The 22792-nt window shown below is 69.0% G+C and carries 22 protein-coding genes; 15 read left to right on the top strand and 7 right to left on the bottom strand.

Annotated elements, in window-relative coordinates; translation table 11 throughout:
- The first annotated feature begins 27 nt into the window (after nt 1–27).
- Nucleotides 28–1143 (top strand): aromatic acid exporter family protein, encoded by a 1116-nt coding sequence (locus A5752_RS07515; RefSeq protein WP_067083826.1) that lies wholly within the window; start codon nt 28–30, stop codon nt 1141–1143.
- Nucleotides 1144–1166: 23 nt separating this feature from the next.
- Here the strand turns inward: A5752_RS07515 and A5752_RS07510 are convergent, their stop codons facing one another.
- Entirely contained in the window at nt 1167–1940 is a 774-nt protein-coding gene (locus A5752_RS07510; protein ID WP_067083999.1) for an SDR family oxidoreductase, read from the bottom strand.
- Nucleotides 1941–2117: 177 nt separating this feature from the next.
- Here A5752_RS07510 and A5752_RS07505 point away from each other — a divergent pair, with 177 nt between their 5' ends.
- The 6 genes from A5752_RS07505 (at nt 2118) to A5752_RS07480 (ending at nt 10888) form a co-directional block, all read left to right on the top strand.
- Complete coding sequence (locus tag A5752_RS07505) at nt 2118–2987, top strand: helix-turn-helix transcriptional regulator (RefSeq protein WP_067083823.1); 870 nt, start codon at nt 2118–2120, stop codon at nt 2985–2987.
- Between the two features lie 22 nt (nt 2988–3009).
- Nucleotides 3010–6924 carry an ATP-dependent RNA helicase HrpA gene (hrpA, locus tag A5752_RS07500; protein WP_067083822.1) on the top strand — a complete coding sequence of 1305 codons (3915 nt, stop codon included), beginning with the start codon at nt 3010–3012 and terminating at the stop codon, nt 6922–6924.
- A 116-nt stretch (nt 6925–7040) separates the two neighbouring features.
- A complete protein-coding gene (locus A5752_RS07495; protein WP_067083821.1) occupies nt 7041–7841 on the top strand; it encodes a SigB/SigF/SigG family RNA polymerase sigma factor in 801 nt (266 codons plus the stop codon).
- A gap of 55 nt (nt 7842–7896) precedes the next feature.
- Nucleotides 7897–8703 (top strand): glutaminyl-peptide cyclotransferase, encoded by an 807-nt coding sequence (locus A5752_RS07490; protein WP_067083819.1) that lies wholly within the window; start codon nt 7897–7899, stop codon nt 8701–8703.
- Nucleotides 8704–8740: 37 nt separating this feature from the next.
- Entirely contained in the window at nt 8741–9742 is a 1002-nt protein-coding gene (locus A5752_RS07485) for a tocopherol cyclase family protein (RefSeq protein ID WP_082963797.1), read from the top strand.
- Between the two features lie 9 nt (nt 9743–9751).
- The gene (locus tag A5752_RS07480; protein ID WP_067083818.1) at nt 9752–10888 is read left to right on the top strand and encodes an FAD-dependent oxidoreductase; all 1137 of its coding nucleotides are present in this window, start codon (nt 9752–9754) and stop codon (nt 10886–10888) included.
- 39 nt (nt 10889–10927) lie between these two features.
- Here the strand turns inward: A5752_RS07480 and lipE are convergent, their stop codons facing one another.
- The 4 genes from lipE to A5752_RS07460 form a co-directional block, all read right to left on the bottom strand.
- Nucleotides 10928–12166 carry a lipase LipE gene (gene lipE, locus A5752_RS07475; protein WP_067083817.1) on the bottom strand — a complete coding sequence of 413 codons (1239 nt, stop codon included), beginning with the start codon at nt 12164–12166 and terminating at the stop codon, nt 10928–10930.
- Nucleotides 12163–12645 carry a peroxynitrite isomerase gene (locus A5752_RS07470; RefSeq protein ID WP_067083815.1) on the bottom strand — a complete coding sequence of 161 codons (483 nt, stop codon included), beginning with the start codon at nt 12643–12645 and terminating at the stop codon, nt 12163–12165. The genes lipE and A5752_RS07470 overlap by 4 nt, the downstream gene beginning before the upstream one ends.
- Nucleotides 12646–12654: 9 nt before the next feature.
- Nucleotides 12655–13125 (bottom strand): Rv1352/Rv1906c domain-containing protein, encoded by a 471-nt coding sequence (locus A5752_RS07465; protein WP_067083813.1) that lies wholly within the window; start codon nt 13123–13125, stop codon nt 12655–12657.
- Between the two features lie 100 nt (nt 13126–13225).
- The gene (locus A5752_RS07460) at nt 13226–13624 is read right to left on the bottom strand and encodes a heme-binding protein (RefSeq protein WP_067083812.1); all 399 of its coding nucleotides are present in this window, start codon (nt 13622–13624) and stop codon (nt 13226–13228) included.
- 295 nt (nt 13625–13919) lie between these two features.
- Here A5752_RS07460 and A5752_RS07455 point away from each other — a divergent pair, with 295 nt between their 5' ends.
- Nucleotides 13920–14324, top strand: coding sequence for a VOC family protein (locus A5752_RS07455; protein WP_502686681.1), 405 nt, complete (start codon nt 13920–13922; stop codon nt 14322–14324).
- The gene (locus tag A5752_RS07450; protein ID WP_067083809.1) at nt 14321–15187 is read left to right on the top strand and encodes a rhomboid family intramembrane serine protease; all 867 of its coding nucleotides are present in this window, start codon (nt 14321–14323) and stop codon (nt 15185–15187) included. The genes A5752_RS07455 and A5752_RS07450 overlap by 4 nt, the downstream gene beginning before the upstream one ends.
- Nucleotides 15188–15191: 4 nt before the next feature.
- On the opposite strand, the gene A5752_RS07445 is transcribed toward A5752_RS07450, so the two are convergent.
- Complete coding sequence (locus tag A5752_RS07445; RefSeq protein WP_067083807.1) at nt 15192–17102, bottom strand: potassium transporter Kup; 1911 nt, start codon at nt 17100–17102, stop codon at nt 15192–15194.
- A 79-nt stretch (nt 17103–17181) separates the two neighbouring features.
- Here A5752_RS07445 and A5752_RS07440 point away from each other — a divergent pair, with 79 nt between their 5' ends.
- Nucleotides 17182–18006, top strand: coding sequence for a hypothetical protein (locus A5752_RS07440; protein ID WP_067083806.1), 825 nt, complete (start codon nt 17182–17184; stop codon nt 18004–18006).
- Here A5752_RS07440 and A5752_RS07435 read toward each other — a convergent pair.
- A complete protein-coding gene (locus A5752_RS07435; RefSeq protein ID WP_067083804.1) occupies nt 17999–18658 on the bottom strand; it encodes an O-methyltransferase in 660 nt (219 codons plus the stop codon). The two genes, A5752_RS07440 and A5752_RS07435, sit on opposite strands and share 8 nt — an antisense overlap.
- 53 nt (nt 18659–18711) lie before the next feature.
- On the opposite strand from A5752_RS07435, the gene A5752_RS07430 reads away from it, so the two are divergent.
- The 5 genes from A5752_RS07430 to A5752_RS07410 all read left to right on the top strand — a co-directional run.
- On the top strand, nt 18712–19668 hold the full coding sequence (locus A5752_RS07430) for a DUF4129 domain-containing protein (RefSeq protein ID WP_067083802.1): 957 nt from the start codon (nt 18712–18714) through the stop codon (nt 19666–19668).
- Complete coding sequence (locus A5752_RS07425) at nt 19665–20150, top strand: hypothetical protein (RefSeq protein WP_067083800.1); 486 nt, start codon at nt 19665–19667, stop codon at nt 20148–20150. Before A5752_RS07430 ends, A5752_RS07425 begins: the two co-directional genes overlap by 4 nt.
- Nucleotides 20147–21112, top strand: a complete 966-nt coding sequence (locus tag A5752_RS07420; RefSeq protein ID WP_067083798.1) for an AAA family ATPase — start codon at nt 20147–20149, stop codon at nt 21110–21112. Before A5752_RS07425 ends, A5752_RS07420 begins: the two co-directional genes overlap by 4 nt.
- A complete protein-coding gene (locus tag A5752_RS07415) occupies nt 21109–22362 on the top strand; it encodes a DUF58 domain-containing protein (RefSeq protein ID WP_067083794.1) in 1254 nt (417 codons plus the stop codon). Before A5752_RS07420 ends, A5752_RS07415 begins: the two co-directional genes overlap by 4 nt.
- A partial coding sequence (locus tag A5752_RS07410) for a hypothetical protein (protein ID WP_067083791.1) occupies nt 22359–22792 on the top strand: 434 nt, incomplete at its 3' end. The genes A5752_RS07415 and A5752_RS07410, both read left to right, overlap by 4 nt.

Here is a 22792-nt window from a genome sequence, read left to right as displayed (position 1 = left end):
CCGCGTCTGCGTCGCGCCTTGACCCAGGTGAGGCTCGATCGCGAAACCGCGCTCGCGTTGTTGAAGGGTGTCATCGCCTGCACGGGTGCGTGGCTCCTGGCCACGAAGGTGTTCGGGTCCTCCCACGCCACCTTCGCGGCGTTCTCCGCACTGATGCTGGTCGAGATCACCATCGCCGACTCGGTCGCGAAGGCCGTCCGCTACACGGCGGCCATGCTCGCCGGCATCGCCCTGGCCGGCGCGGTCGTGTGGATGTGGGGTGTGGCGGTATGGCTGTTCCCGGCGATCCTCGTCGTCGCGCTCGTGATCGGGCGGTGGCACCGGCTGGGCAGCCAGGGAATCAACGTCGCGGTCGCGGCGATCTTCGCCTACGGCGCGTTCGCGCTGCCGTCCGGTGGCGCGTCGGCCGGTAGCCCGCTGCCCTCCATCGCGGGGATGGTGCTGTTGGGCGCCTCGGTGGCGCTCGTGGTGGCCTTGGTCGTCGCGCCGCCGTTGCGGTACCGCAGCGCGCGCTACGCCGTCGAATCGGTCAGCGGGTCGATGATCGACCTGCTCTCGGATATGGCCGACGGGCTCTCGGGCGGCGAGGTGAGCGACGACGAGGCCCACGACTGGCGGTGGCGCGCCGACACCCTGCCGAACAAGGCCGCGCAGGCGCGTCACACCCTCGACCACGCCGTGCGCACGACAAAGCTCAACCTGCGCCGCCTACTGGTCCACACCGACACCGGGGTGGCGGGACACAGGGTGACGGTCAACGCGCTCGAGCGGATCGGTGAAGAGCTGCGCTGGGTGGCCACGGGTGTCGCCCGCGCCGTCGCGCGCGACGAGTCGGGTGCGCAACACGACGAATTCCTCCGCCGCTACGGCACGTTGCTGGCGGCCGTACGCGACGCCGTGGCCGCCGCGGGGGAAATGCACACGGTCGAGGACTTCAGCGGCTGGCCGCTGACCGAGCAGGCCCGTCGCTGCCGGGCGGCGTTCGACGAGCTGACCGAGCACGTGCAGAACCGGGAGCTCGACCGGCCGACCCAGTGGGCCATCTTCGGCGGGTTGTACACCGACGCCGAGCGCCTCTGCGACGAGATCGACTCCGCCCGTGAGGCTTACGCGACCTCCGGTGGCGCGGTGCGGCCCCGCTAGGACCGCACCGCGACCGCGGACACTCACGACGCTTGACGTGTCGGCATGATCGTCAGCTGCTGCACGTTCACCCGCGCCGGTTGTGACACCAGGAAGTCGATCGCCTCGGCGACGTCATCCGGTGCGAGCCAGTCGATCTGCTCGCGGGTGCCGTCCAACCACTCCAGGGCGCCTGCGTCGGTGACGTGGCCCTGCAGCTCGGTTTCGACGATGCCCGGTTCGACGGTCGCGACGCGCACGTCCTTGGCGCCGAGCTCGGCGCGCAGGGTGCGGGACATGTGTGTGACGAACGCCTTGGTGCCCGAATAGACCGCGAAATTGGGGAAGATGTTCTGCGCCGCGATCGACGAGGTGTTGATCAGGTCGGCGACGCCCTTGTCGGCCGCGGACTTCAGCAGCTGCGGAACGAACGCGCCGATGACGGTCATCAAGCCGGCGATGTTGAGGTCGATCTGCTGCTGCCACTGGTCGAAGCGCTGCTCGTCGATCGCCGACGGCAGCATGACCCCGGCGTTGTTGAACAACACGTCGACGGTGCCCAGTTCGGCGGCCACCCGCTCGGCCGCCGCGTGCACGGCGTCGGCGTCGGTGACGTCGACCGCAAGGGCGAGCGCGGTACCCCCCGCCTCGACGATCTCCGCGACGAGCTTGTCGAGCCGGTCCGCGCGGCGCGCGATCAGGGCGACCTTGGCCCCGGACGCGGCGAGCTTCTTGGCGGTCGCCTCGCCGATGCCGCTCGAAGCTCCGGTGATCACGGCGACGCGTCCGGCCAACGGGGCGGTGGTGTGGGTTGTCATGTCGGAACCTTTCTTCCGTTCGATGGCGGCGGGAGTGCCGCACATCCGAGACAACAACCGCGCGCGGCCTTCTGAGCGGCCAAAACGAGCCCCCGTCGGCCTCGGTTCGGCGTACCTAGGACTGGCAGGTCCACCTTTGACGCGGTGCGAGGCGGCCGGTGCGCCCACACTGGATGCATGGACCACAACGCCGAGCTCAAGGAGTTCCTGCGGACGCGGCGCGCGCGGCTGCGCGTCGACGACGTGGAGATCGGTGGCACCAGCCGGGTGCGACGGGTGCCCGGTCTGCGCCGCGAGGAGGTCGCGCAGTTGGCCGGCGTGAGCGTCGACTACTACAGCCGCCTCGAGCAGGGCCGCCACCTCAACGTCTCCGACGAGGTGCTCGACGCCGTCGCCCGCGCGCTGCGGCTCGATGAGGTCGAGCGGTCGTATCTGTTCCAGATCGCGCGGACGAACACCCGTCGCGCGAGGCGGCGTCCGGCCCCCGTGCAGCGGGTGCGACCGGGTATCCGCCGGGTGCTCGAGACGCTCGACGACGTGACGCCGGCATTCGTGTTCGGCCGCCGGATGGACGTGCTGGCGGCCAACCGGCTGGCCCGCGCGCTGATCGGCGACTTCGAGGCCCTGCCGCCGAGGGAACGAAACCTGTTGCGTTTCACCTTTCTCGACGAGTCCGCGCGCGAGCTCTACACCGACTGGGAAGAGGTGGCCCGCGACAACGTCGCGATCCTGCGCCTGGACGCCGGCAGGCATCCCGACGATCCGCTGCTGACCGAGCTGGTCGGCGAGCTCGCCGTCAAGAGCGGGGAGTTCCGCCGGTGGTGGGCCGACCACAACGTGCGCGAACGCACGCACGGGATCAAGCGCTACCACCATCCGGTGGTCGGTGACCTCGCGGTGAACTACGAGAGCGTCGCGGTGCTGGGCGATTCGGACCAGACGTTGTGCATCTACACCGCGGAGCCCGGCTCGCCGTCGGAGACCGCGCTGCGGCTGCTGGCCAACTGGACCGGCACCCCGTCGACCGCCGAGCTGCCGACTCCCTGACCGGCCGCCTATCCTGGCCACGGTGTCCGGGCCCTCTGTCGCGCAGCTCCGCAAGCGCCTCGACGGGCTGACGATCCGCGACGCCGCCCGGTTCGGCAGGCGCCTGCGCCAGCTGCGTGGCGCCGATCCGGACAAGATCGCCAGAATCGCCGAACAGATCGCCGCGGCCGAAGGGCTGGTCGCGACCCGTGCGGCCGCGGTGCCCACCATCACCTATCCCGACCTGCCGGTCAGTGAGCGCCGCGACGAGATCGCCAAGGCGATCAACGAGCACCAGGTGGTGATCGTCGCGGGCGAGACCGGTTCCGGGAAGACGACGCAGCTGCCGAAGATCTGCCTCGAGCTCGGTCGCGGCGTGCGGGGCACCATCGGACACACCCAGCCGCGGCGCCTCGCCGCCCGCACCGTCGCCCAGCGCATCGCCGACGAGGTGGGCAGCCCGCTCGGCGACGCGATCGGGTACACGGTGCGCTTCACCGACCAGGCCGGTGACCGCACGCTGGTGAAGTTGATGACCGACGGCATCCTGCTCGCGGAGATCCAGCGCGACCGCCGGCTGTTGCGCTACGACACCCTGATCCTCGACGAGGCCCACGAACGCAGCCTCAACATCGATTTCCTTCTCGGCTACCTCCGTGAACTGCTGCCGAGACGCCCCGACCTCAAGGTGATCGTCACCTCCGCCACGATCGAACCCGAGCGCTTCGCGGCGCACTTCGACAACGCACCGATTGTCGAGGTGTCCGGCCGCACGTATCCGGTCGAAATACGTTATCGCCCTCTGGAGGTCGCGGTCCCGGTCGACGAGGACGACGATCCCGACGATCCCGACCACGAGGTGGTGCGCACGCAGATGCGCGACCAGACCGAGGCGATCGTCGACGCCATTCACGAGTTGGAGAGCGAGCCGCCGGGCGACGTGCTGGTGTTCCTGTCGGGCGAGCGGGAGATCCGTGACACCGCAGAAGCTCTGCGCGGCTTGAAGAACACCGAAGTGCTTCCTCTGTACGCGCGGCTGCCGACGGCCGAGCAGCAGCGGGTGTTCCAACCCGGCCACACCGGGCGCCGCGTCGTCCTGGCCACCAACGTCGCCGAAACGTCGCTGACGGTGCCCGGTATCCGGTACGTCGTCGACCCGGGCACCGCGCGCATCTCCCGCTACAGCCGCCGGACCAAGGTGCAGCGGTTGCCGATCGAGCCGATCTCCCAGGCGTCGGCGGCGCAGCGGGCGGGCCGTTCGGGACGCACGGCGCCGGGGGTCTGCATCCGCCTGTACTCCGAGGCGGACTTCGCGGCGCGGCCTCGCTACACCGACCCGGAGATCCTGCGGACCAACCTGGCGGCGGTCATCCTGCAGATGGCTGCGCTGAATCTCGGTGACATCGAGGGCTTTCCGTTTCTCGACCCGCCGGACCGGCGCGCCATCCGCGACGGTGTGCAGCTGTTGCAGGAACTCGGCGCATTCGACGCCGAGGGGCGCATCACCGACGTCGGCCGCAGGCTCGCGCAGCTGCCCGTCGATCCCCGGCTGGGCCGCATGATCCTGCAGGCCGATGCCGAGGGTTGTGTGCGGGAGATCCTGGTGCTGGCCGCCGCACTGTCGATTCCCGATCCGCGGGAGCGGCCCGCCGATCGCGAGGACGCCGCACGACAGAAGCACGCCCGGTTCGCCGACGAGCATTCGGATTTCGTGTCCTACCTCAATCTCTGGCGCTACCTGAGCGAGCAACGTAAGGAACTGTCCGGCAACGCATTTCGACGGATGTGTCGCGACGAGTTTCTGCACTACCTGCGGATCCGCGAATGGCAGGACCTGGTCGGGCAACTGCGTAGCATCGCACGGGAGCTGGGGATCACCGAGTCCCGCGATCCCGAGCCCGCCGATCCCGGCGGGGTGCACGCCGCGCTTCTGGCGGGCCTGCTGTCGCATATCGGATTGCGCGACGGCGACGGCCGCGAATACCAGGGTGCGCGCAACGCCAAGTTCGTGCTGGCGCCGGGTTCGGTGCTGACCAAGCGGCCGCCGCGCTGGATCGTCGTCGCCGACCTCGTCGAGACCAGCAGGCTGTTCGGCCGGATCGGGGCACGCATCCAGCCCGAAACGGTCGAGCGCATCGCGGGCGACCTCGTGCAGCGGACCTACAGTGAACCGCACTGGGATGCCCGACGCGGTGTGGTGATGGCGTACGAGCGGGTGACGCTCTACGGCTTGCCGCTGGTGCCTCGCCGCCGTGTCGGTTACTCGCAGATCGAACCCGTCCTGGCGCGTGAGCTCTTCATCCGGCATGGGTTGGTCGAGGGTGACTGGCAGACCCGCCACCACTTCTTCCGCGACAACGCCCGGTTGCGTGAGGAACTCGAGGAACTGGAGGAGAAGGCGCGTCGCCGCGACCTGCTCGTCGGTGACGACGAGATCTTCGCGTTCTACGACGCCCGAATTCCCGCGGATGTGGTGTCCGCGCGGCACTTCGATGCGTGGTGGAAGAAGCAACGTCACGTCACGCCCGACCTGCTGACGTTCACCCGCGACGATCTACTGCGAACCGAGGACGCGGCCGCGGGACAGCCGGACGCGTGGCGCGCCGGCGACCTGGCGCTGCCGTTGAGCTACCGCTTCGAACCGGGCGCCGAGGACGACGGTGTGACGGTGCACGTGCCGGTCGAGGTGCTGGCCCGGCTCGGCGGTGACGAGTTCGCGTGGCAGGTCCCGGCTCTGCGGGAAGAACTGATCACCGCACTGATCCGATCGCTGCCGAAAGCGTTGCGGCGCAACTTCGTTCCCGCACCGGACACCGCGCGTGCCGTGCTGGCGGCGATCACGCCCGGTGCGGAACCGCTGCTCGAGGCCGTGCAGCGCGAACTGCACCGCCGCACGGGCGTGTTGGTGCCGATCGACGCGTTCGACCTCGGCAAGCTGCCGTCGCACCTACGCGTCACGTTCGCCGTCGAAGGCGCCGACGGAACGGAACTCGCACGCGGTAAGGATCTCGACGCGCTGCAGCACGAACTGGCCGTCCCGGTCCGGCGCGCGGTCGCCGACGCGGTCGCCGGTGGCCTCGATCGCACGGGGTTGCGGACGTGGCCCGACGACCTCGACGCGCTGCCGCGGACTGTGGAGAACACCGTCGGCGGCCACACCGTGCGCGGCTACCCGGCGCTGGTCGATGCGGGCGACACGGTCGACCTGCACGTGTTCCCCACGGCGGCTGAACAACTGGCGTCGATGGGGGCCGGCACCCGCACGTTGTTGCGCCTCGCAGTGGCGTCGCCGGTGAAAGCCGTTGAGCGGCAACTGTCGCCGCGCACCAAGCTGATGCTGGGCGCCAACCCGGACGGCTCCCTGCAGGCGCTGCTCGAAGACTGCGCCGACGCCGCGACCGACATGCTCGCACCCGCGCCGGCGTGGACCCGCGAGGAGTTCACCGCGCTGCGTGAGCACGTCGCCGCCGACCTCGTGCCCACCACCGCGGGGATCGTCGCTCGCGTCGAGAAGGTGCTTTCGGCGGCCAACGACGTCGAGGTGGCGCTGCCGTCGGCGCCCTCGGCTGCGCAGGCCGACGCCGTCGCCGACATCCGCGCACAGCTCGACCGATTGCTGCCGCGCGGCTTCGTCGCCGCCACGGGCGCGGCGCATCTGAGCGATCTGAGCCGCTATCTGCTGGCGATCGGCCGGCGGCTGGACCGGCTGCCGTACGCGCCCGCCGCCGACCGCGAGCGGATGGACCGGGTGCACGCCGTCGAAGACGCCTACGACGAACTGCTGCGGGCGTTGAGTCCCGCGCGCGCCCGCGGCACCGACATCCGCGACATCGGCCGCCAGATCGAGGAACTGCGGGTCAGCCTGTGGGCACAGCAGTTGGGCACCCCTCGCCCGGTCAGCGAGCAGCGCATCTACCGCGCAATCGACGCCGCGCTGTCCGGCTCACACGCCACATAGCGAAATTCGCACGGCGAGTGTCATCCGATACGCGAAGACTTCGGCGAATCGGCCGTCAAGCGCGCATACAGCCTGTGCCGACTCGGGTACGCCTTTGCCGGCATGGGAGGAGGCGTATGGCCACGACACTCGAACGATCCGCAACCGAGCACGAACCCGGCAATTTCGACTACGGCGACGTGTCGCGTCTGCTCGCTCAGCTCACCACCTTGCCCGCCAACTCGGCAAGTCGCGATCAGTTGCGCGAACGGATCATTCACCGCTGCCTTCCGCTGGCCGAGAACATCGCGCGCCGCTACGGCGGACGGGGCGAGTCGCGCGACGACCTCGTGCAGACCGCCCGACTCGGGTTGCTCAACGCGGTCGAACGGTTCGATCCGGCGGCGGGCACCGACTTCCTCGCCTTCGCGGTGCCGACCATCATGGGCGAGGTCAAGCGCTATTTCCGTGACAGCGGTTGGGCGATGCACGTGCCGAGGCGGCTCAAGGAGTCGAGGACGCAGGTTTCCGATGCCACCGCGGACCTCAGCCAGCGCATGGGCCGCGCGCCCACACCGTCCGAACTCGCCCACGAACTCGGTATGGAACGCGACGAGGTCGTCCAGTCGCTGATCGCTGCGCAGTGCTACCGGACCCGCTCATTGGACGCCCCCGCAAACAGCGACTCCGACGCCGGTCCGTCGCTGCTGGACGGGATCGGCGGCGTGGACAGCGGCATCGACGCGGTCGAGTTTCGCGAGGCGCTGCGGCCGCTCGTGGCCAAGCTGCCGCCCCGCGAACGCGAGATTCTCACTCTGCGGTTCTTCGGTTCGCAGACGCAGACGCAGATCGCCCAGCAGCTGGGCATCTCCCAGATGCACGTGTCGCGACTGCTGGCGCGCAGCCTGGCCACCCTCCGCACCGGCCTGACCGCGTAACGCAGTTTCGCCCCATCCGCACGCGACGCCCGTCCATCGGGTAGGCATATGCCCTATGTATGCCTGTGTTGTCCGCCGCCTGACCGTCATCGCGCTGGCGGTGGCGACCGTGTCCTGCGGTGGCCCGTCGCCGACCGCCCAGAGCGACACACCCGCGCCGTCGGGCTCGGCGCCCGTGATCAAACCCGTTGTGCTGGCAGAGATTCCGCACGACGCTAACGCGTGGACGCAGGGGCTGGAACTCAGTGGTCCCAGCCTGTACGAGGGCACGGGCATCAAGGGCAGGTCACAGGTGCGCGAACTCGACCCGGCCACCGGTGCGGTGCGCCGGGCGACGCCCGCGCCGAACGACTACTACGGCGAGGGCATCACCGTCGTCGACGACCGGATCTGGGAGCTGACATGGCGCGACGGGGTGGCGGTGCAGTGGGACAAGGCCACCCTGACGCCCGTGCGGGAGGCACCGGTCGACGGGGAGGGCTGGGGCCTGTGCCGCGACGGTGACCGGCTGGTCCGCAGCGACGGCACCGATCGGCTGCGGTTCCACGACCCGGCGACATTCGCCGAGACCGGTTCGGTCAACGTCACCCGCGACGACCAACCGTTGCGCGAACTGAACGAGCTCGAATGCGTCGACGGTCAGGTGTGGGCCAACGTCTGGCATTCCGACGAGATCGTGCGCATCGATCCGGCGACGGGCCGGGTCAACACCGTGGTCGACGCCGCGGGCCTGTGGCCCGGGCAGGAGGAGGACCCGGAGAAGGTGCTCAACGGCATCGCCCACCTCGGCGGCGACGAATACCTGCTGACCGGCAAGTTCTGGCCGTCCATGTACCGGGTGCGGCTCGATCCGCCCCAGTGAGGGTTTGCGGACGGGCCGAACCGTCAAAGCAGCGGTCATGACCGCCCTCGACACCACGCGTGACGCGACGAGGCTCATCGCGGGCCCGTTCGCCGGCCTCTATCGCCGAACCGGCGCCGATCTGCCCTTCAGCGATCCCCTGACCTCGCACGGCACCGAGATGGAGGGTTGGTTCTGGCGGCTGACCGATGCGGCGACCGGTCGCGTCGTCGTGGCGTTGTTCAGCGTCAACAAGCATCCCGACGGCGACTGGGCGACGACGGCGGTGGCCCTGCATCCGGGCGGCCGGGTGTACAGCGCGGCGCTGGACGGCGCGAGCGCGGGCGCGGACCCGTTCCGGCTCGACGCCGACGGCGGCCGGTTTCACGCGACATATGACCGGCTGCTGATGGACCTTCCCGGCGTGCGCGTCGACATGAAGTTCGACGATCCGGTCCGGTGGCCCAAGGCACTGGCCGGTGGCGGGCTCGCATCGGTCGTACCGTTCCTCAACCAGTACTGGCACGCGTACCGGCTCGGCGGATCCGCCACTGGCACCGTCGAATTCGACGATGACCGGTGGGAGTTCGACGGCGCCAAGCTCTACACCGAGCGCAACTGGGGCGCGGGGTTCCCGCAGCGGTGGTGGTGGGGTCAGGCGCACGACTTCGGCGACGCCGACGTCTCGGTCGCGTTCTCCGGTGGACTGCTGGCGCTCGGGCCGCTCAAACAGGACGTCGGCGGCATCGTGGTCCGGCTTCAGAACAAGGTGCTCCGCCTGACCCCGCCGACCGCCTGGGTGCGCTCCGACGTCGGCGACGGAACATGGAGCATGCGCGCTACCTCACTTCGGTACGAGGTCGAATTGCAGGGTGACGGAACACATCTCGATCCCCACGTGCTTCCGGTTCCGCTGCCCGCCGAGCGGCGCAACGTCGACACCGACTTCGAGCACCTCGGCGGCCGGTTGCGGTGCGTGGTCAAGGACTTCGGCCGGGTGGTATTCGACGGGGAGTCCGAGCTGGCGGGTCTGGAGGTCGGCAGCCTGCCCGGTGGCTAGGGTGACCGCATGCGACACGGCAGGAGTCGCCCGCGGGTGGTCGTCGCGGGACTCGGCGACAGCGGTGTGCTGACCGCGGTCAAGCTCGCGCGGCACGCCGATGTCGTCGGGATCTCCGCCAAGCCGGGACTGCTCAGCGGCCAGGAACTCGGCATGCGCATCAGCAGGCCGCAGGATTGGGCCCGCTACAACTGGATTCCGTTCCACCGCTTCAACGGACTCGACCGCGTCCGCACCGTGCACGGCATCCTGACCGGCTTGGACCCGACGGCCCGCAAGGTGTTGATCCGCACCGCCGACGGCGAGGTCGTCGAGCCCTATGACGCGCTGGTGATCTCGACCGGCGTCACGAACGGCTTCTGGCGCCGACCGCATCTGCAGACGGCCGAGGAGATCACGCACGACCTCGATGCCGCACATCAGCGGCTGGCGTCCGCGCGATCGGTGATCGTCGTCGGCGGGGGCGCCGCGGCCGTCAGCAGCGCCGCCAACCTGGCGAAGACATGGCCCGACAAACGCGTCGATCTGTACTTTCCCGGCGAGCGCGCCCTCGCAGGCCATCACCCGCGGGTGTGGCAGCGGATCGGCACGCAACTGCGCGACCTGGGCGTCGGACTGCACGCCGGTCACCGCGCGGTGCTGCCGGACGGCTTCGCCTGTGATGCGATCACCGACGCGCCGGTGCAGTGGAGCAGCGGACAACCGGCAGCGACCGCCGACGCCGTGCTGTGGGCCATCGGCCGCGTCACACCCAATACGGGATGGCTTCCCGGCGAGTTGCTCGACGAGAACGGTTTCGTGCGGGTCACCCCCGAACTTCGCGTGCCAGGTGCGCCAGGTGTGTTCGCGATCGGGGACGTCGCGGCGACCGACCCGCTGCGGACCTCGGCCCGCAACCGCGCCGATGGCCTGCTCGCCCACAACATCCGCGCCCACTTCGCCGGAAAGCCGCTGCGGTCCTTCCGGCCGGCGACCCGGCGCTGGGGTTCGGTGCTCGGACCGCAGGCCGACGGGCTCGAGGTGTTCACCCCGAAGGGCCAGGCATTTCGGTTCCCCGGATGGTCGATCGATCGCGTGTTGATGCCGTGGATCGTCTGGCGCGGCTTCTACCGCGGCGTGCGCCCGGAGGCAGCTCCGCGAAACTGAAGATATGCGTGACTTTTCGGAGTTTTGTCGCGCACAAGCTCAGTCTCGCGGCAGCTCAGCGGCGATCGTGTTTAACAAGGCTGAGTAGCGGTTGGCCTCGCGGTGCGGGCCAGGCTTGCCGCTGCTGATCACGCCCGCGGCGAGCCGGCGCTGCGGATCGGCCCACACCGCGATGTTGGTCAGACCCGTGTGCCCGAACGCGGCCGGGGCGTTGCGGCCGAACGGACCAAACCGTTTCGAGCCGAGCATGAAACCGGTGCCCCACCGCAGCGGTGCCAGACCGACCGCGACGTCGGGTCGCAACCGCCGGCACTCCGCCGTCGCCGCCCTCAGCGTCTCCGGTGCCATGATCCGCACGCCGTCGAGTTCGCCACCGCGTCTGAGCAATTCGGCGAACCGCGACAGCTCGAACGCGGTCGAGACGGTGTTCGACGACGGCAGCACGCTGGTGAGGTACTGCGGGCTGTTGGAGAACGGGATGATTTTGTACAGCGACCCGCCGACCGCCAGCCGGAACACCGTCGCGGCCGGCTGCGGCAGCTCCTTGCCGGTCGCATGGCTGGGCGCAACCAACGCAACGTCCTGCGGGGCCACACCGTAATTCGTCCACCGGAAACCCAGCGGTCCGAGGATCTCGGAGGCCAGGATGTCGCGGATGTTGCGTCCGGCCGCGGCGCCGACGATCTCGCGGATCAGCGGACCCCACGTCAGCCCGTGGTAGATGTGCACGAGCCCGGGCCGGTAGAGCGGTTTGAGCTCGCCGAGCTTTTCCCGGGTGTACTCGCTGTCGTCCATGCGGCGCAGGTCCGGCCGCGGGCCGGTGTGGATCGGAATGCCCGCGCTGTGGGTCATCACGTGCCGGATCGTGGTGCGGTGCTTACCGTGGCTGGTGTAGCTCGGCAGGTACTCGCACACGCGGTCGTCCAGCGAGAAGCAGCCCCGCTCGACGAGCATGTGCACCACCGTCGACGTGATCGCCTTGGCGGCCGAGTACGCGCAGAACGGGGTCTCGGTGGTGACCGGAACCTTTTCCGCGTCCGGCGGATCCGAAGGACCGTTACCCCAACCGTGCCCGATCGCGCGGTTGAGCACGACCTTGCCGTTGCGGCGTAGGCAGACCTGGATCGCCGGGTGCATACCGGCGCGGTACCAGTGGCGCGCGGCCTGCCAAATGCGCTCGATCGCCGCGGGGTCGACCTCGGAGTGGTCCTCATCGCCGACCGCGGTCACGGCGTCGAGGTCGGCGGGTACTTCGATCCTGCCGTCCGGCGCCGTCATTCGGTGGTCCTGTGCAGGGTCGCACCCAAATGGTGTTGCAACGGCTGGCCCATCGCCGCCATCCGTAACGAGTAGACCAACTCGTCGCCGTCGACCCGGACCGAACGACCCAACGCCGCAACATTTTTCGCGGTGGAAGTGAGGCCGATCGAGGTCGCGGTCAGTTCCAGCTCGATGACCGCGCCGTCGAGCACGAGGGTGCCCTCCTCGATCTCGGTGATCCCGTTCGGATGGGCCAGCACCCATTCGGCGCGCCGCGGCGACGGCACCCGCAGGTAACCCGTCTCGCCGTGCAGCGGGCGGCCGTCGTCGGCGGTGGTCTTCTGTCGGTACGTCAGGAACGGCTTGCCCACGTGGTCGAACGCGATCTGCTCGGTGTAGCCGAACGGTTCGATCGTCGGGTACTCGCCGGAGCCGCGGCCGGACCAGACGCCCAGCAGGGGGCGCAGTGCGGCGATGTCGGGGTGGAGGTCGACCACTCCGACAGGCTAGCGGGGGCCGCCGCTCAGGATTCCCTTGCCGATGAACGAGCCGAGTTGGCCGAGCAGATCGGTGGGCGAGGCCTCAGGCGGCGGCGCGGCGTTGGTCTGCTGCCACGGCTGGCAATCTCTGGTGGTGAACGCGGTGTCGGTGGCCTCGATGCGAACCACCTGCGGCTTCTTGGTGAGCGCGTTGTCGGGAACCTGGTCGTTGTTGACCCGCTTCCAGTAGCAGGCGCTGCCGTCGATGGGACCCGCCGACGCGTAGGTGCCCGGCAGGATCTCGGTACCGACCTGGTAGGTGCCGTCTTTGTCGATCGCGGTCAGGGGCGCGGCCGGAGGCGGCCCCGGCGCGGCCGACGGGCCAGGCGCCGTTGTATCGGTGTGGTGCGGTTCGTCCGGTTGGGCGTGCGCGACACCCAGCCCGCCGAGGGCGAGCAGCGCCGTCGCAGCGGCGGCGGCAAGTCGCGGCAAAGTCATGCGAGCCAGTCTAAACGGATGACGGGCGTGGCAAGGAAAAAACCCGTCGCCGCAGCGGCGAGCTGCGGCGACGGGCCTTGTTGGTTGATCATCAACCGGATTAGCCGGCCATGAACTCGTCATAGGCCGACGCCAACTCCGGCGACAACGCCTTGACGTTGCAGGTGCGCTGCACGTCGCCGATCGGCGACAGGATGCCGCGCAGGTCGTAGTACTCCTGCGGGTTGGCGTTGAAGTACCCGCGCAGAGTGGCCGAGGCCTGGTTGCGGTCCTGACCGAACGCGGTGGTCACGGCCTGGTTGGCACCCGGATGGCTGTCCAGGTACGTACGGGCCGCACCCGTCACGGAGCTGACGGTGCCGGACACGGCGCTTGCGCTGCAGTCCGGTGCGGCCATCGCCGACGGCGCGGCGATGGTTGCTGCGGCCAAGCCGCCGAGCAGGCTGGCGGCACAGGCGCCGGCGATCTGCCGACGCGCGGCGATACCACGGAATTTCATATTGATTCTTTCCTTCATTGCGTTTGTCGCTGATTTCCCCCGTCCCCGAAAACCAAGGTACCCATGGCAAACACGCGCAAACGCCGCCGCGGAACCCGGAATCGGAGCACACGCAGGCGTTACACCGCGACGGCGTGATCTGTACCGCAATTTCGGTCGATTTCGATAAGCGGGCAACCAGAAACTTCGAGAACTCTCAGAATTTGCTGTCGATCTTTAATTGATCGTGATGTGCACAGTGACCGAATTGTTATCCGGCGCAACGGGCTCTGACCATGAATCTAAGGTGGTCCCTGTGAAGCTGGACCTGCTGAGCCCCGGCCTCGAAGTCGGGCTCGTCACCACGAACCGCGACGAGATGGTCGCCTTCTACGAAGGATTCCTCGAACTCGAACCTCAAGGCGAGATCGAGTTCCCCGGCGGTTCGCAGCGGTACTCGCTGGGCGGCAGCGTGGTCAAACTCGTCACCTACGAGACGCCGCCGCCGGCACCCGCGGCCGCCGGAGGCGGCAGAGCGCAGGCGGGCATCCGCTACTTCACCGTCGGCGTGAAGAACCTGCGCGGCGTTGCCGAAGCGTTCGCGTCTTCGCGGTATGACGTCGTCGAACCGCTGACCGAGTTCGCGCCGGTGCCGGGGATGGGCTGGATGTTCGTCGCCGATCCGGACGGCAACTGGATCGAATTGTTCGGAACGCTGTGACCGGTCCCCATCCCGGCTCGACCCCTCCGGTGACGCCGACGTGCTACCGGCACCCCGACCGCGTCACCTACGTCCGCTGCGCACGCTGCAACCGCTACATCTGCGCGGAGTGCATGCGCGACGCGGCGGTCGGACACCAGTGCGTGGAATGCGTGAACGCCGGCGCCCAACAGGTCCGCCCGGTGCGGACCCAGTTCGGTGGGATGCCGTCGGACAAGCCGATGGTCACCTACGTGCTGATCGCCGCGAACGTGGTGATGTTCGTGCTGCAGATGGCGGTGCCCGGGCTGCAGCGCGAGCTCGTGCTGCAGTCCTGCGCCGTCGCCGACGGCGAGTTCTACCGCCTGCTGACGTCGGCGTTCCTGCACTACGGAACTGCGCACATCCTGTTCAACATGTGGGCCCTCTATGTGGTCGGTCCGCCGCTGGAGGCGGCGCTGGGCCGGCTTCGGTTCTCGGGCCTGTACCTGCTGAGCGCGCTGGGCGGATCCGTACTGGTCTATCTGCTGTCGTCGCCGGCCGCACAGACCGCGGGAGCCTCCGGCGCGGTGTTCGGCTTGTTCGGCGCGATCTTCGTCGTCGGCAAGCGGTTGCGCATGGACGTGCGGTGGGTGGTCGCGATCATCGCGATCAACCTGGCGTTCACGTTCGTCATTCCGCTGGTGAGCTCGCAGAACATCAGCTGGCAGGGCCACATCGGGGGACTCGTCACCGGCGCGGCGATCGCGACGGCCTACGTGTACGCCCCGCGCGGCTCGCGCGACCTGGTGCAGGCGGGGGCCAGCGCGGCGGCGCTCGTGCTCTTCGCGGTGCTGATCTGGTGGCGCACGGCCGACCTGCTGGCCTCGCTCGGCGTGGCCTGACCCGTCAGAGCTGGATGCGGGAGCCGACGATCACGGTGCGGTCCAGGGGTAGGCCGAAGTGCGCCGCTGCGTCGGCGGTGATGTGCGACGTCGCGATGAACAGCCGTTTGCGCCACGGCGCCATGGTCGGGGCGTCGCCGGGACACAGTTCGAGCTTGGACAGGAAGTAGGACGCGCTGTCGAGATCGATCGGGCCCTCGGTGTCCGCCGGATCCAGCAGGGCCAGGGCGCGCGGCACGTTCGGTCGTTCCATGTAACCGAACCGGGCGACCACGTGGACGATTCCGTCCTGGGTGTAGCCGAGGTCGTCGTGCGTCATCCGCTCGTCATCGGGGACGCGCGGCACCGTCTCGGTCTCGACGGAGACGATCAACACGTGCTCGGCGAGGACGTGGTTGTGGTCGACGTTGGCCCGCATCGCCAGCGGCGCGGTGTGCCGGCTGCGGTTCAGGAACACGGCCGTGCCCGGTATGCGGATCAGCGGCGGATCACGCCGCGCCAGGCCGTCGACGAAGCCGCGCAACGGACCCTCGGCGCGTTCGCGCGCGGCGGTGACCAGCCTGCGCCCGCGCTGCCACGTGGTCATCACCGTGAACGCCGCGACAGCGATGGTCAACGGCAACCATGCCCCGTGCACCAGCTTGGTGAGGTTGGCGCCGAAGAACATCAGGTCGACCACCAGCAGCGCACCCGCGCCGGGCAGCACCGCCCACAACGGCCACCGCCAGCGGGTGCGCGCGTAGTAGAAGAACAGCGTCGTGGTGATCGTGATGGTGCCCGTCACCGCCATTCCGAACGCGTAGGCCAGCGAGGCCGAACTCCGAAAGGCGAAGACGAGAATCAGCACTCCCAACAGCAGGGCGCCGTTGATCCACGGCACGTAGATCTGGCCGATGGTCGACGCTGACGTGTGGTCGATGCGCAGCCGCGGCAGATATCCGAGCCGGGCGGCTTGCGCGGTCACCGAGAACGCGCCGGTGATCACCGCCTGCGAGGCGATCACGGTCGCCGCGGTGGCCAACAGCACCAACGGGATTCGACCCCACTCGGGTGCCAGCAGGAAGAACGGCGCGGCGACTGTGGATTCGTCGCCGAGCACCAGCGCGCCCTGGCCGAAGTAGCTCAGCGTGCATGCTGGCAGAACCAGGCCGAGCCACCCGAAAGTGATTGCGCGCCTGCCGAAATGACCCATGTCAGCGTAGAGCGCCTCGGCTCCCGTCACCGCGAGGACGATCGCGGCCAGCGCGAAGAACCCGATGTGGAAGTGTTCGGTGATGAACGCCAGGGCGTAGGTGGGCGACAAAGCCTTGAGGATCTGCGGATGCCCGGCGATGCCCCGCACACCGCATACACCGATGGTGGTGAACCACAGAATCATGACGGGACCGAAGAAGCGCCCGATCGTCGCGGTGCCGCGGCGCTGCACCGAGAACAGTGCGGCGATGATGACCGCGGTGACCGGGACGACGAAATCGCCGAGGCCCGGGTCGATCACCTTGAGGCCTTCGACGGCCGACAGCACCGATATCGCCGGTGTGATCATGCTGTCGCCGAAGAACAGTGCGGCGCCGAACAGTCCCAACGCCGCAAGCGTCGCCGTCACGCGTCGACCGTGCCGGCCGGTCCATCGGCGCAGCAGGGTGATCAGCGCCATGATCCCGCCCTCGCCGCGGTTGTCGGCGCGCATCACCAACGTGACGTAGGTGAGGGTGACGATGATCATCACCGACCAGAAGATCAGCGAGACGACGCCGTAGACGTGACTGTGCGCGACGGGGACGGGATGCGGATCGTGCGGGTTGAACACCGTCTGAATGGTGTAGATCGGGCTGGTGCCGATATCGCCGAACACAATGCCCAGCGCGGCGATCACCACCGCCGGACGCAGCGAGGTGGTACCGGGCGCTGTGTGCACCCGATGATCATCGCCGAGCGCGGGCGTGTTCGCGGCTCATCGCGACGGATGATCCGCTGTGTTTTGGGAGAATGAGGCGATGGCCGACGATGCGCTCGACGAACTGTATGCCGCCAAGCTCGAGGACTTCACCCCGCTGCGCACGAAGCTGGCCGGAGCCGCGAAGAAGCGCGGCGATGCCGAGGCCGTCAAACGGATCTCGGCCGCGCGCAAACCGACCACCGCGGCGTGGGTGGTGAACCGACTCGCACTCAGCGACGAAAACGTGCAGAAACGGCTGAAGAGCCTCGGCGAACGGTTGCGCGACGCGCACGCGGCGATGGACGGCGACCGGATCCGCGAGCTCTCCACCGAACAACGCAGGCTGGTCAACGATCTGACGCGCACCGCGTTCGAGGAGGCTGAGCTCAAGAACCCCACCGGAGCGCTGCGCGACGATGTCACCGGGACCCTGCAGGCCGCGGTCGCCGACCCCGACGTCGCCGACCGGCTCGGGCGGCTGACCAAGGCCGAGGAGTGGTCTGGCTTCGGTGAGTTCGGGGACACCGCAATAGTTTTCAGCCCCACCACCAAGCGCAAACCGGCGCCGAAGCCCGCTGCCGAGGAGCCGGCCGCCGAAGGGCGTGACACGAAGGACGCGGCGGCGCGCCGCGAACTGCAGAAGGCCCGCGCCGAACTGGCCGCCGCAGAGCGCACCAGGGCCGAGGCCGACGACGCGCTGTCCGAAGTGCAATCCGACCTGGCCGCCGCGCGGTTGCGGTATCAGGACGCTCAGCGCCGGTTGCAGGAAGCCGAGCGCGGCCTGGCCGCCGCCGAGGATGCTTACGACAAGGGCAAGCAGGCCGGCCGCGATGCCGCGGCCGCGGTGAAAGAGGCCAAGGCTCGGTTGCGTCGCGTTAAGTGACCGCGCGACAGCTGATCTCCATGCTGTCGCTCTCCCGCGCCGGGAACGGAACGCTGACATAGCCGTTCGCCGGATCGCGGACGTAGTCGAGATAGGGCGCGAGTTCATCCATCGACGTGTTGTCGGCGACGACCAACGCGCCGGGGCTCAGGCGCGGCTCCAGGAGCTCGAGCACTGGCAGATACAGCTCCTTCCAGCCGTCGAGAAGAACGAAATCGACTGCGCCGGAGAGTGTCTGCAGAGTGTGCAGCGCATCGCCGGCGAGTACGGTGATCACATCGTCGAGACCGATGTCGACGAAGGTCTTCGTGGCAGCGGCGACCTTGGCCGCGCTCAGCTCGGTGGTGACGACGGCGCCCCTGCCGTTGTCGCGCACCGCGGAGGCGAGGTGGATGGCGGAGATGCCGAGCGACATGCCGAACTCGACGACGGTGGTTGGCTTGCTCGCCCGCACCAGTGCGTAGAGCAGGCGGCCCGCCTCCGGTGTGACCGGGAGATAGAAGTCGCTGAGGGCGTCGGCGCGCTCCTGCGGGGTCGCCTCGTTCAGGCGGGCGAAGTCGGCGCGCCGGAGCGCCTCCATCTGATAGCGGGCCTCGGCGTACATCCGGTCGAGCGCATCGGCGACGCGGGACTCATGCAGTGTGATGCTCATAGCCGTTGAACGTATCGGGCCGCGGCCATCCGTGTCAGGATGGCCACAGGGCCATGGGCGCTACCGGCACGTCGACGCGACGCGTGATCGGGGTGATCACGCTCATGGTGCTTGCCGCCTGGGCGCTGCGCGGCTACGTCCCCGGCGTGGAGCGCGCCGCCGAAGAGGTGGAGCCACGTTCGAGCAATCCCCTGGCGCTGGCCGCGGTCATCGCGCTGTTGTGCGCCGCGGTGGGGATCATCGGCTTCGCGATCATCGTGCGGATGCGGGACAAACGGCCGCGTCCCGTGCCCATGGGCAGCCTGCCGCGAAGCGATCGATCGGGGGAGCGGCCGTCATGGCGGTTCGCGCTCGTCGCGCTGGCGGCGCTCATCGCGTTGGTGTTTCTGGTCGCGCTGTTGTCCCGGGTTTCCCTGCCGGTCCCGACCGAACAGGCGCCGCCGGCGGTCCCCGACGAGGTTGCCGGTGGCCCGGTAGAGCCCCGTCCGCCCGTCGAGGACGAACCCGCCGACAGCAACGTGGTGAATTATCTGATCCCGCCGATGCTTCTGCTGATGGCGCTGATCGTCGTCGGGACGGCGGTCGCGTCACGGCGGCAGGGACCCCGTCCGGGTCCCGCTGTTGCTTTCGAGGCGGCGGACTCGCCGTCGGTGGTGCCGACGACCACGACGTCGCTCGCACGCGCGGCGGAGGTGGGGCTCGCCGAGATCGGCGATTTGAGCCGCGAACCGCGAGAGGCGATCATCGCCTGCTACGCCGCGATGGAACGCGAACTGACGCGGGTGCCCGGGGCGGTACCGCAGGCTTGCGACACCCCGACCGAGGTGCTCGCGCGTGCGGTCGCCAGCGGGGCGTTGCGGGCCGACAGCGCCACCGAACTGGTCGAGCTGTTCGAGGAGGCGCGGTTCTCGCCGCATGTGATGAGCGAGAAACATCGCGACGCCGCGGTGCTGGTGCTCAACCGTGTGTTGACCGAGCTACCGCAGCGCACAGCCGAGGCGGCGTCGTGAAAAGGCTTGTGACGGCGGCGTTCCTGTTCGTGGCGGGGGCGGAACTGCTCGCCGTCGCGAGCCGAGACCGGGATCTGATCCTCGTCGTCTCCGGCGTCGCGCTCGCACTGGCGTTGCTCGGCCTGCGATGGCAGCTCGCTCACGAGGGCGAAACCGACGATGAACAAACACTTTCCGATGACGCCGCCGAGTCGCTGCGCCGCTGGCGCTCGCGCACCGAGACCCTGATCAGCCGCGCCGAGGCGACCCGCACCGACTGGGATCGCCACCTGCGGCCGATGCTCGCCCGGCAGTTCGAACTGGCGACCGGACAACGACGGACCCGTAATCGCGCGGCGTATCACGCGACCGGCGAGATGCTGTTCGGCCCGGAACTGTGGGGGTGGGTCAACCCCGAGAACGTCGCCGCGCGCGGGTCGGAGTCACCGGGGCCCGGCCGGGCGACGCTCGACGAGATCCTGCAACGGTTGGAGCGGGTATGACGACAGGACTGCCTGCGGCGGCGACCACCGCGAATTGCGAGGCGGTGCTCGACGAGATCGGGCGGGTGGTGGTCGGCAAGCGTGGGGCGCTCGCGTTGATCCTGACGACGGTGCTGGCCGGCGGGCATGTGCTGATCGAGGATCTGCCCGGCCTCGGAAAGACGTTGATCGCCAGGTCTTTCGCCGCGGCGCTTGGGCTGCAGTTCACCCGAGTGCAGTTCACGCCGGACCTGCTGCCTGCCGACCTGCTCGGATCGACGGTTTACGACATGCAGTCGGGGCACTTCGAATTCCGCCGTGGCCCGATCTTCACGAATCTGCTTCTCGCCGACGAGATCAACCGCACACCGCCGAAAACGCAAGCGGCACTGCTCGAGGCGATGGCGGAGAGTCAGGTGAGCATCGATGGTGCCACGCATGCGCTGCCCGCGCCGTTCATTGTGCTGGCGACCGACAACCCGATCGAGTACGAGGGCACCTATCCGCTGCCGGAGGCTCAGCTGGACCGGTTCACGATCCGGCTGGAGCTGCGGTATCTCTCAGAACAGGAGGAGGCGTCGATGTTGCGGCGCCGCATCGAGCGCGGTTCGTCCGAGCCGACGGTCGCGCAGGTGGTCGATGCCCACGATCTGGTCGCGATGCGCGAATCGGTGGAGCAGGTGACCGTGCACGACGACGTCCTGAGGTACGTGGTGTCGCTGGCCGCCGCGACGCGCCAGCATCCGCAGATCGCGGTCGGCGCCAGCCCGCGCGCCGAACTCGATTTGGTGCAGCTGGCCCGCGCCCGCGCGCTGTTGCAGGGCCGCGACTACGTCGTGCCCGAAGACGTGAAAACACTTGCGGTTCCGGCCATCGCGCATCGGATCACATTGCGGCCGGAGATGTGGGTGCGACGGGTACGCGGCAGCGACGTCGTCGACGAGCTGCTGCGCCGGCTGCCGGTGCCGCGGACCAACCCGTGATCGAAATCCGCTGCACCGACGCCGAGTTACGCTGGCGCGCTTCGCCTCTGTCCCGCTCGTTGTTGACCTGTGCCGCCGTGGCCTTGGCCGTCGCGGTGCTCGGGGCGCGCTGGCAGCTGATCGCCTTCGCCGCTCCGTTGATCGGGGTGCTGTGTTCGGTCGGATGGCAGCGAGCAGTTCCGACGGTGCGGGTGTACGCCGACCCCGGCATCCACCGCTGCTTCGAAGACGAGCCCGCGCGGATCAGGATGTGGGCGGAAGCCGAGGGCGAGACGGTTCGCCTGCTCAGCGGTTCTGTCGCAGGGATGACGCTGGAGGCTGTGGAGCGCGAGAGTGAGGGCGGGCAGACCGTGGTGGCGAGTGCGCAACGCTGGGGCCGCTATCCGCTGCACGCACACTTGACGGTCACAGCGCGGAGCGGTCTGGTCGAGGGCGTCGGGGTGGTCGACGCCGCCGACGTGTACGTGTTCCCGATGGCCCCGCCGCAGTCGACGGCGATCCCGCGCACCGAGTTGCTCGACCGTCTGGGAACTCACCTGACCCGGCACACGGGCCCCGGTGTGGAGTACGCGGACGTGCGCAGGTATGTGCCGGGAGATCATCTGCGAGCGGTGAATTGGGCGGTGAGCGCGCGTCGGGGTAGCCTGCATGTGACCGAGCGGTTGACCGATCGGGCCGTCGACGTGGTCGTGCTGATCGACAACTACGCCCAGCCGGCGGGGCCGGCAACCGAGGCCACCGAGCGCACGGCGCGCGGCGCGGTCCAGGTGGTGCAGAGCGCGCTGCGCAGCGGCGACCGGGCGGGCATCGTCGCGCTCGGGGACCGCAATCCGCGATGGTTGAGCGCCGACATCGGGCGCAGGCAGTTCTATCGGGTGCTCGACGCGATGCTCGGCGTCAGCGGGGGTTATGACACGACATCGGGGACTCTGGCGCCGCGGGCCGCGGTCCCGCCGGGTGCCATCGTCGTGGCATTCTCGACGATGCTCGACACCGAGTTCGCACTCGCGTTGATCGACCTGTGCAAGCGGGGCCACACCGTGGTCGCGGTCGACGTCCTGCACGGGGCGCCGTTCGAGGAGGGGTGCGACGCGTTGGTGGCGCGGATGTGGTCGCTGCAACGGTCGTTCATGTATCGCGACATGGGCACGGTCGGCGTCGACATCGTGGCGTGGCGCGAAGAGGACACGCTCGACCAGGCGATGCAGTTGGTGCCCGATCATCCCAGGCCCGTGCGGAGGCGACGGTGAACCGGGCGGTGTCAACGGCGTTCGGTTTCGTCATGGTGGCGGCCGCGGCGTTGCCGGCCGACGATGCGGCGCTTGGCGTGTGCGGCTTGGCTGTGGTCATGGTGTTGTTGGGCAACGTGTTTCGGGTCGCGGCCACGGTGGCTGTGTTGGCGACGGCGGCCGTGATCGTGATGGCATCGGCGAGCCCGGTGTACGCGGCGTTGTGTGGTCTGGCAGGCGCGGCGTACCTGGTGCTGCGGTACACCAGCGACGTCACGGTGCCGACCGTCGTTGGGGCGCTGTCGTTCACGGCCGTGGCGTTGGCGGCGGTGGTTCTTGCGCCCGAGTTGCCGTGGGTGCCGTTGGCGGCGCCGCTCGCGGTGCTGGCGGCGGTGGTTTTGGCGACCCGACCGTACTGGGCGGGTGGGTCGCTGTCTCTTATACACATCTC

Origin of the sequence: Mycobacterium sp. 852002-51961_SCH5331710, assembly GCF_001665535.1 — a bacterium.
GTDB lineage: Bacteria > Actinomycetota > Actinomycetes > Mycobacteriales > Mycobacteriaceae > Mycobacterium.
The sequence above is the reverse complement of the archived record's forward strand: the minus strand, read 5'-3'. Positions and strand labels throughout refer to the sequence as shown.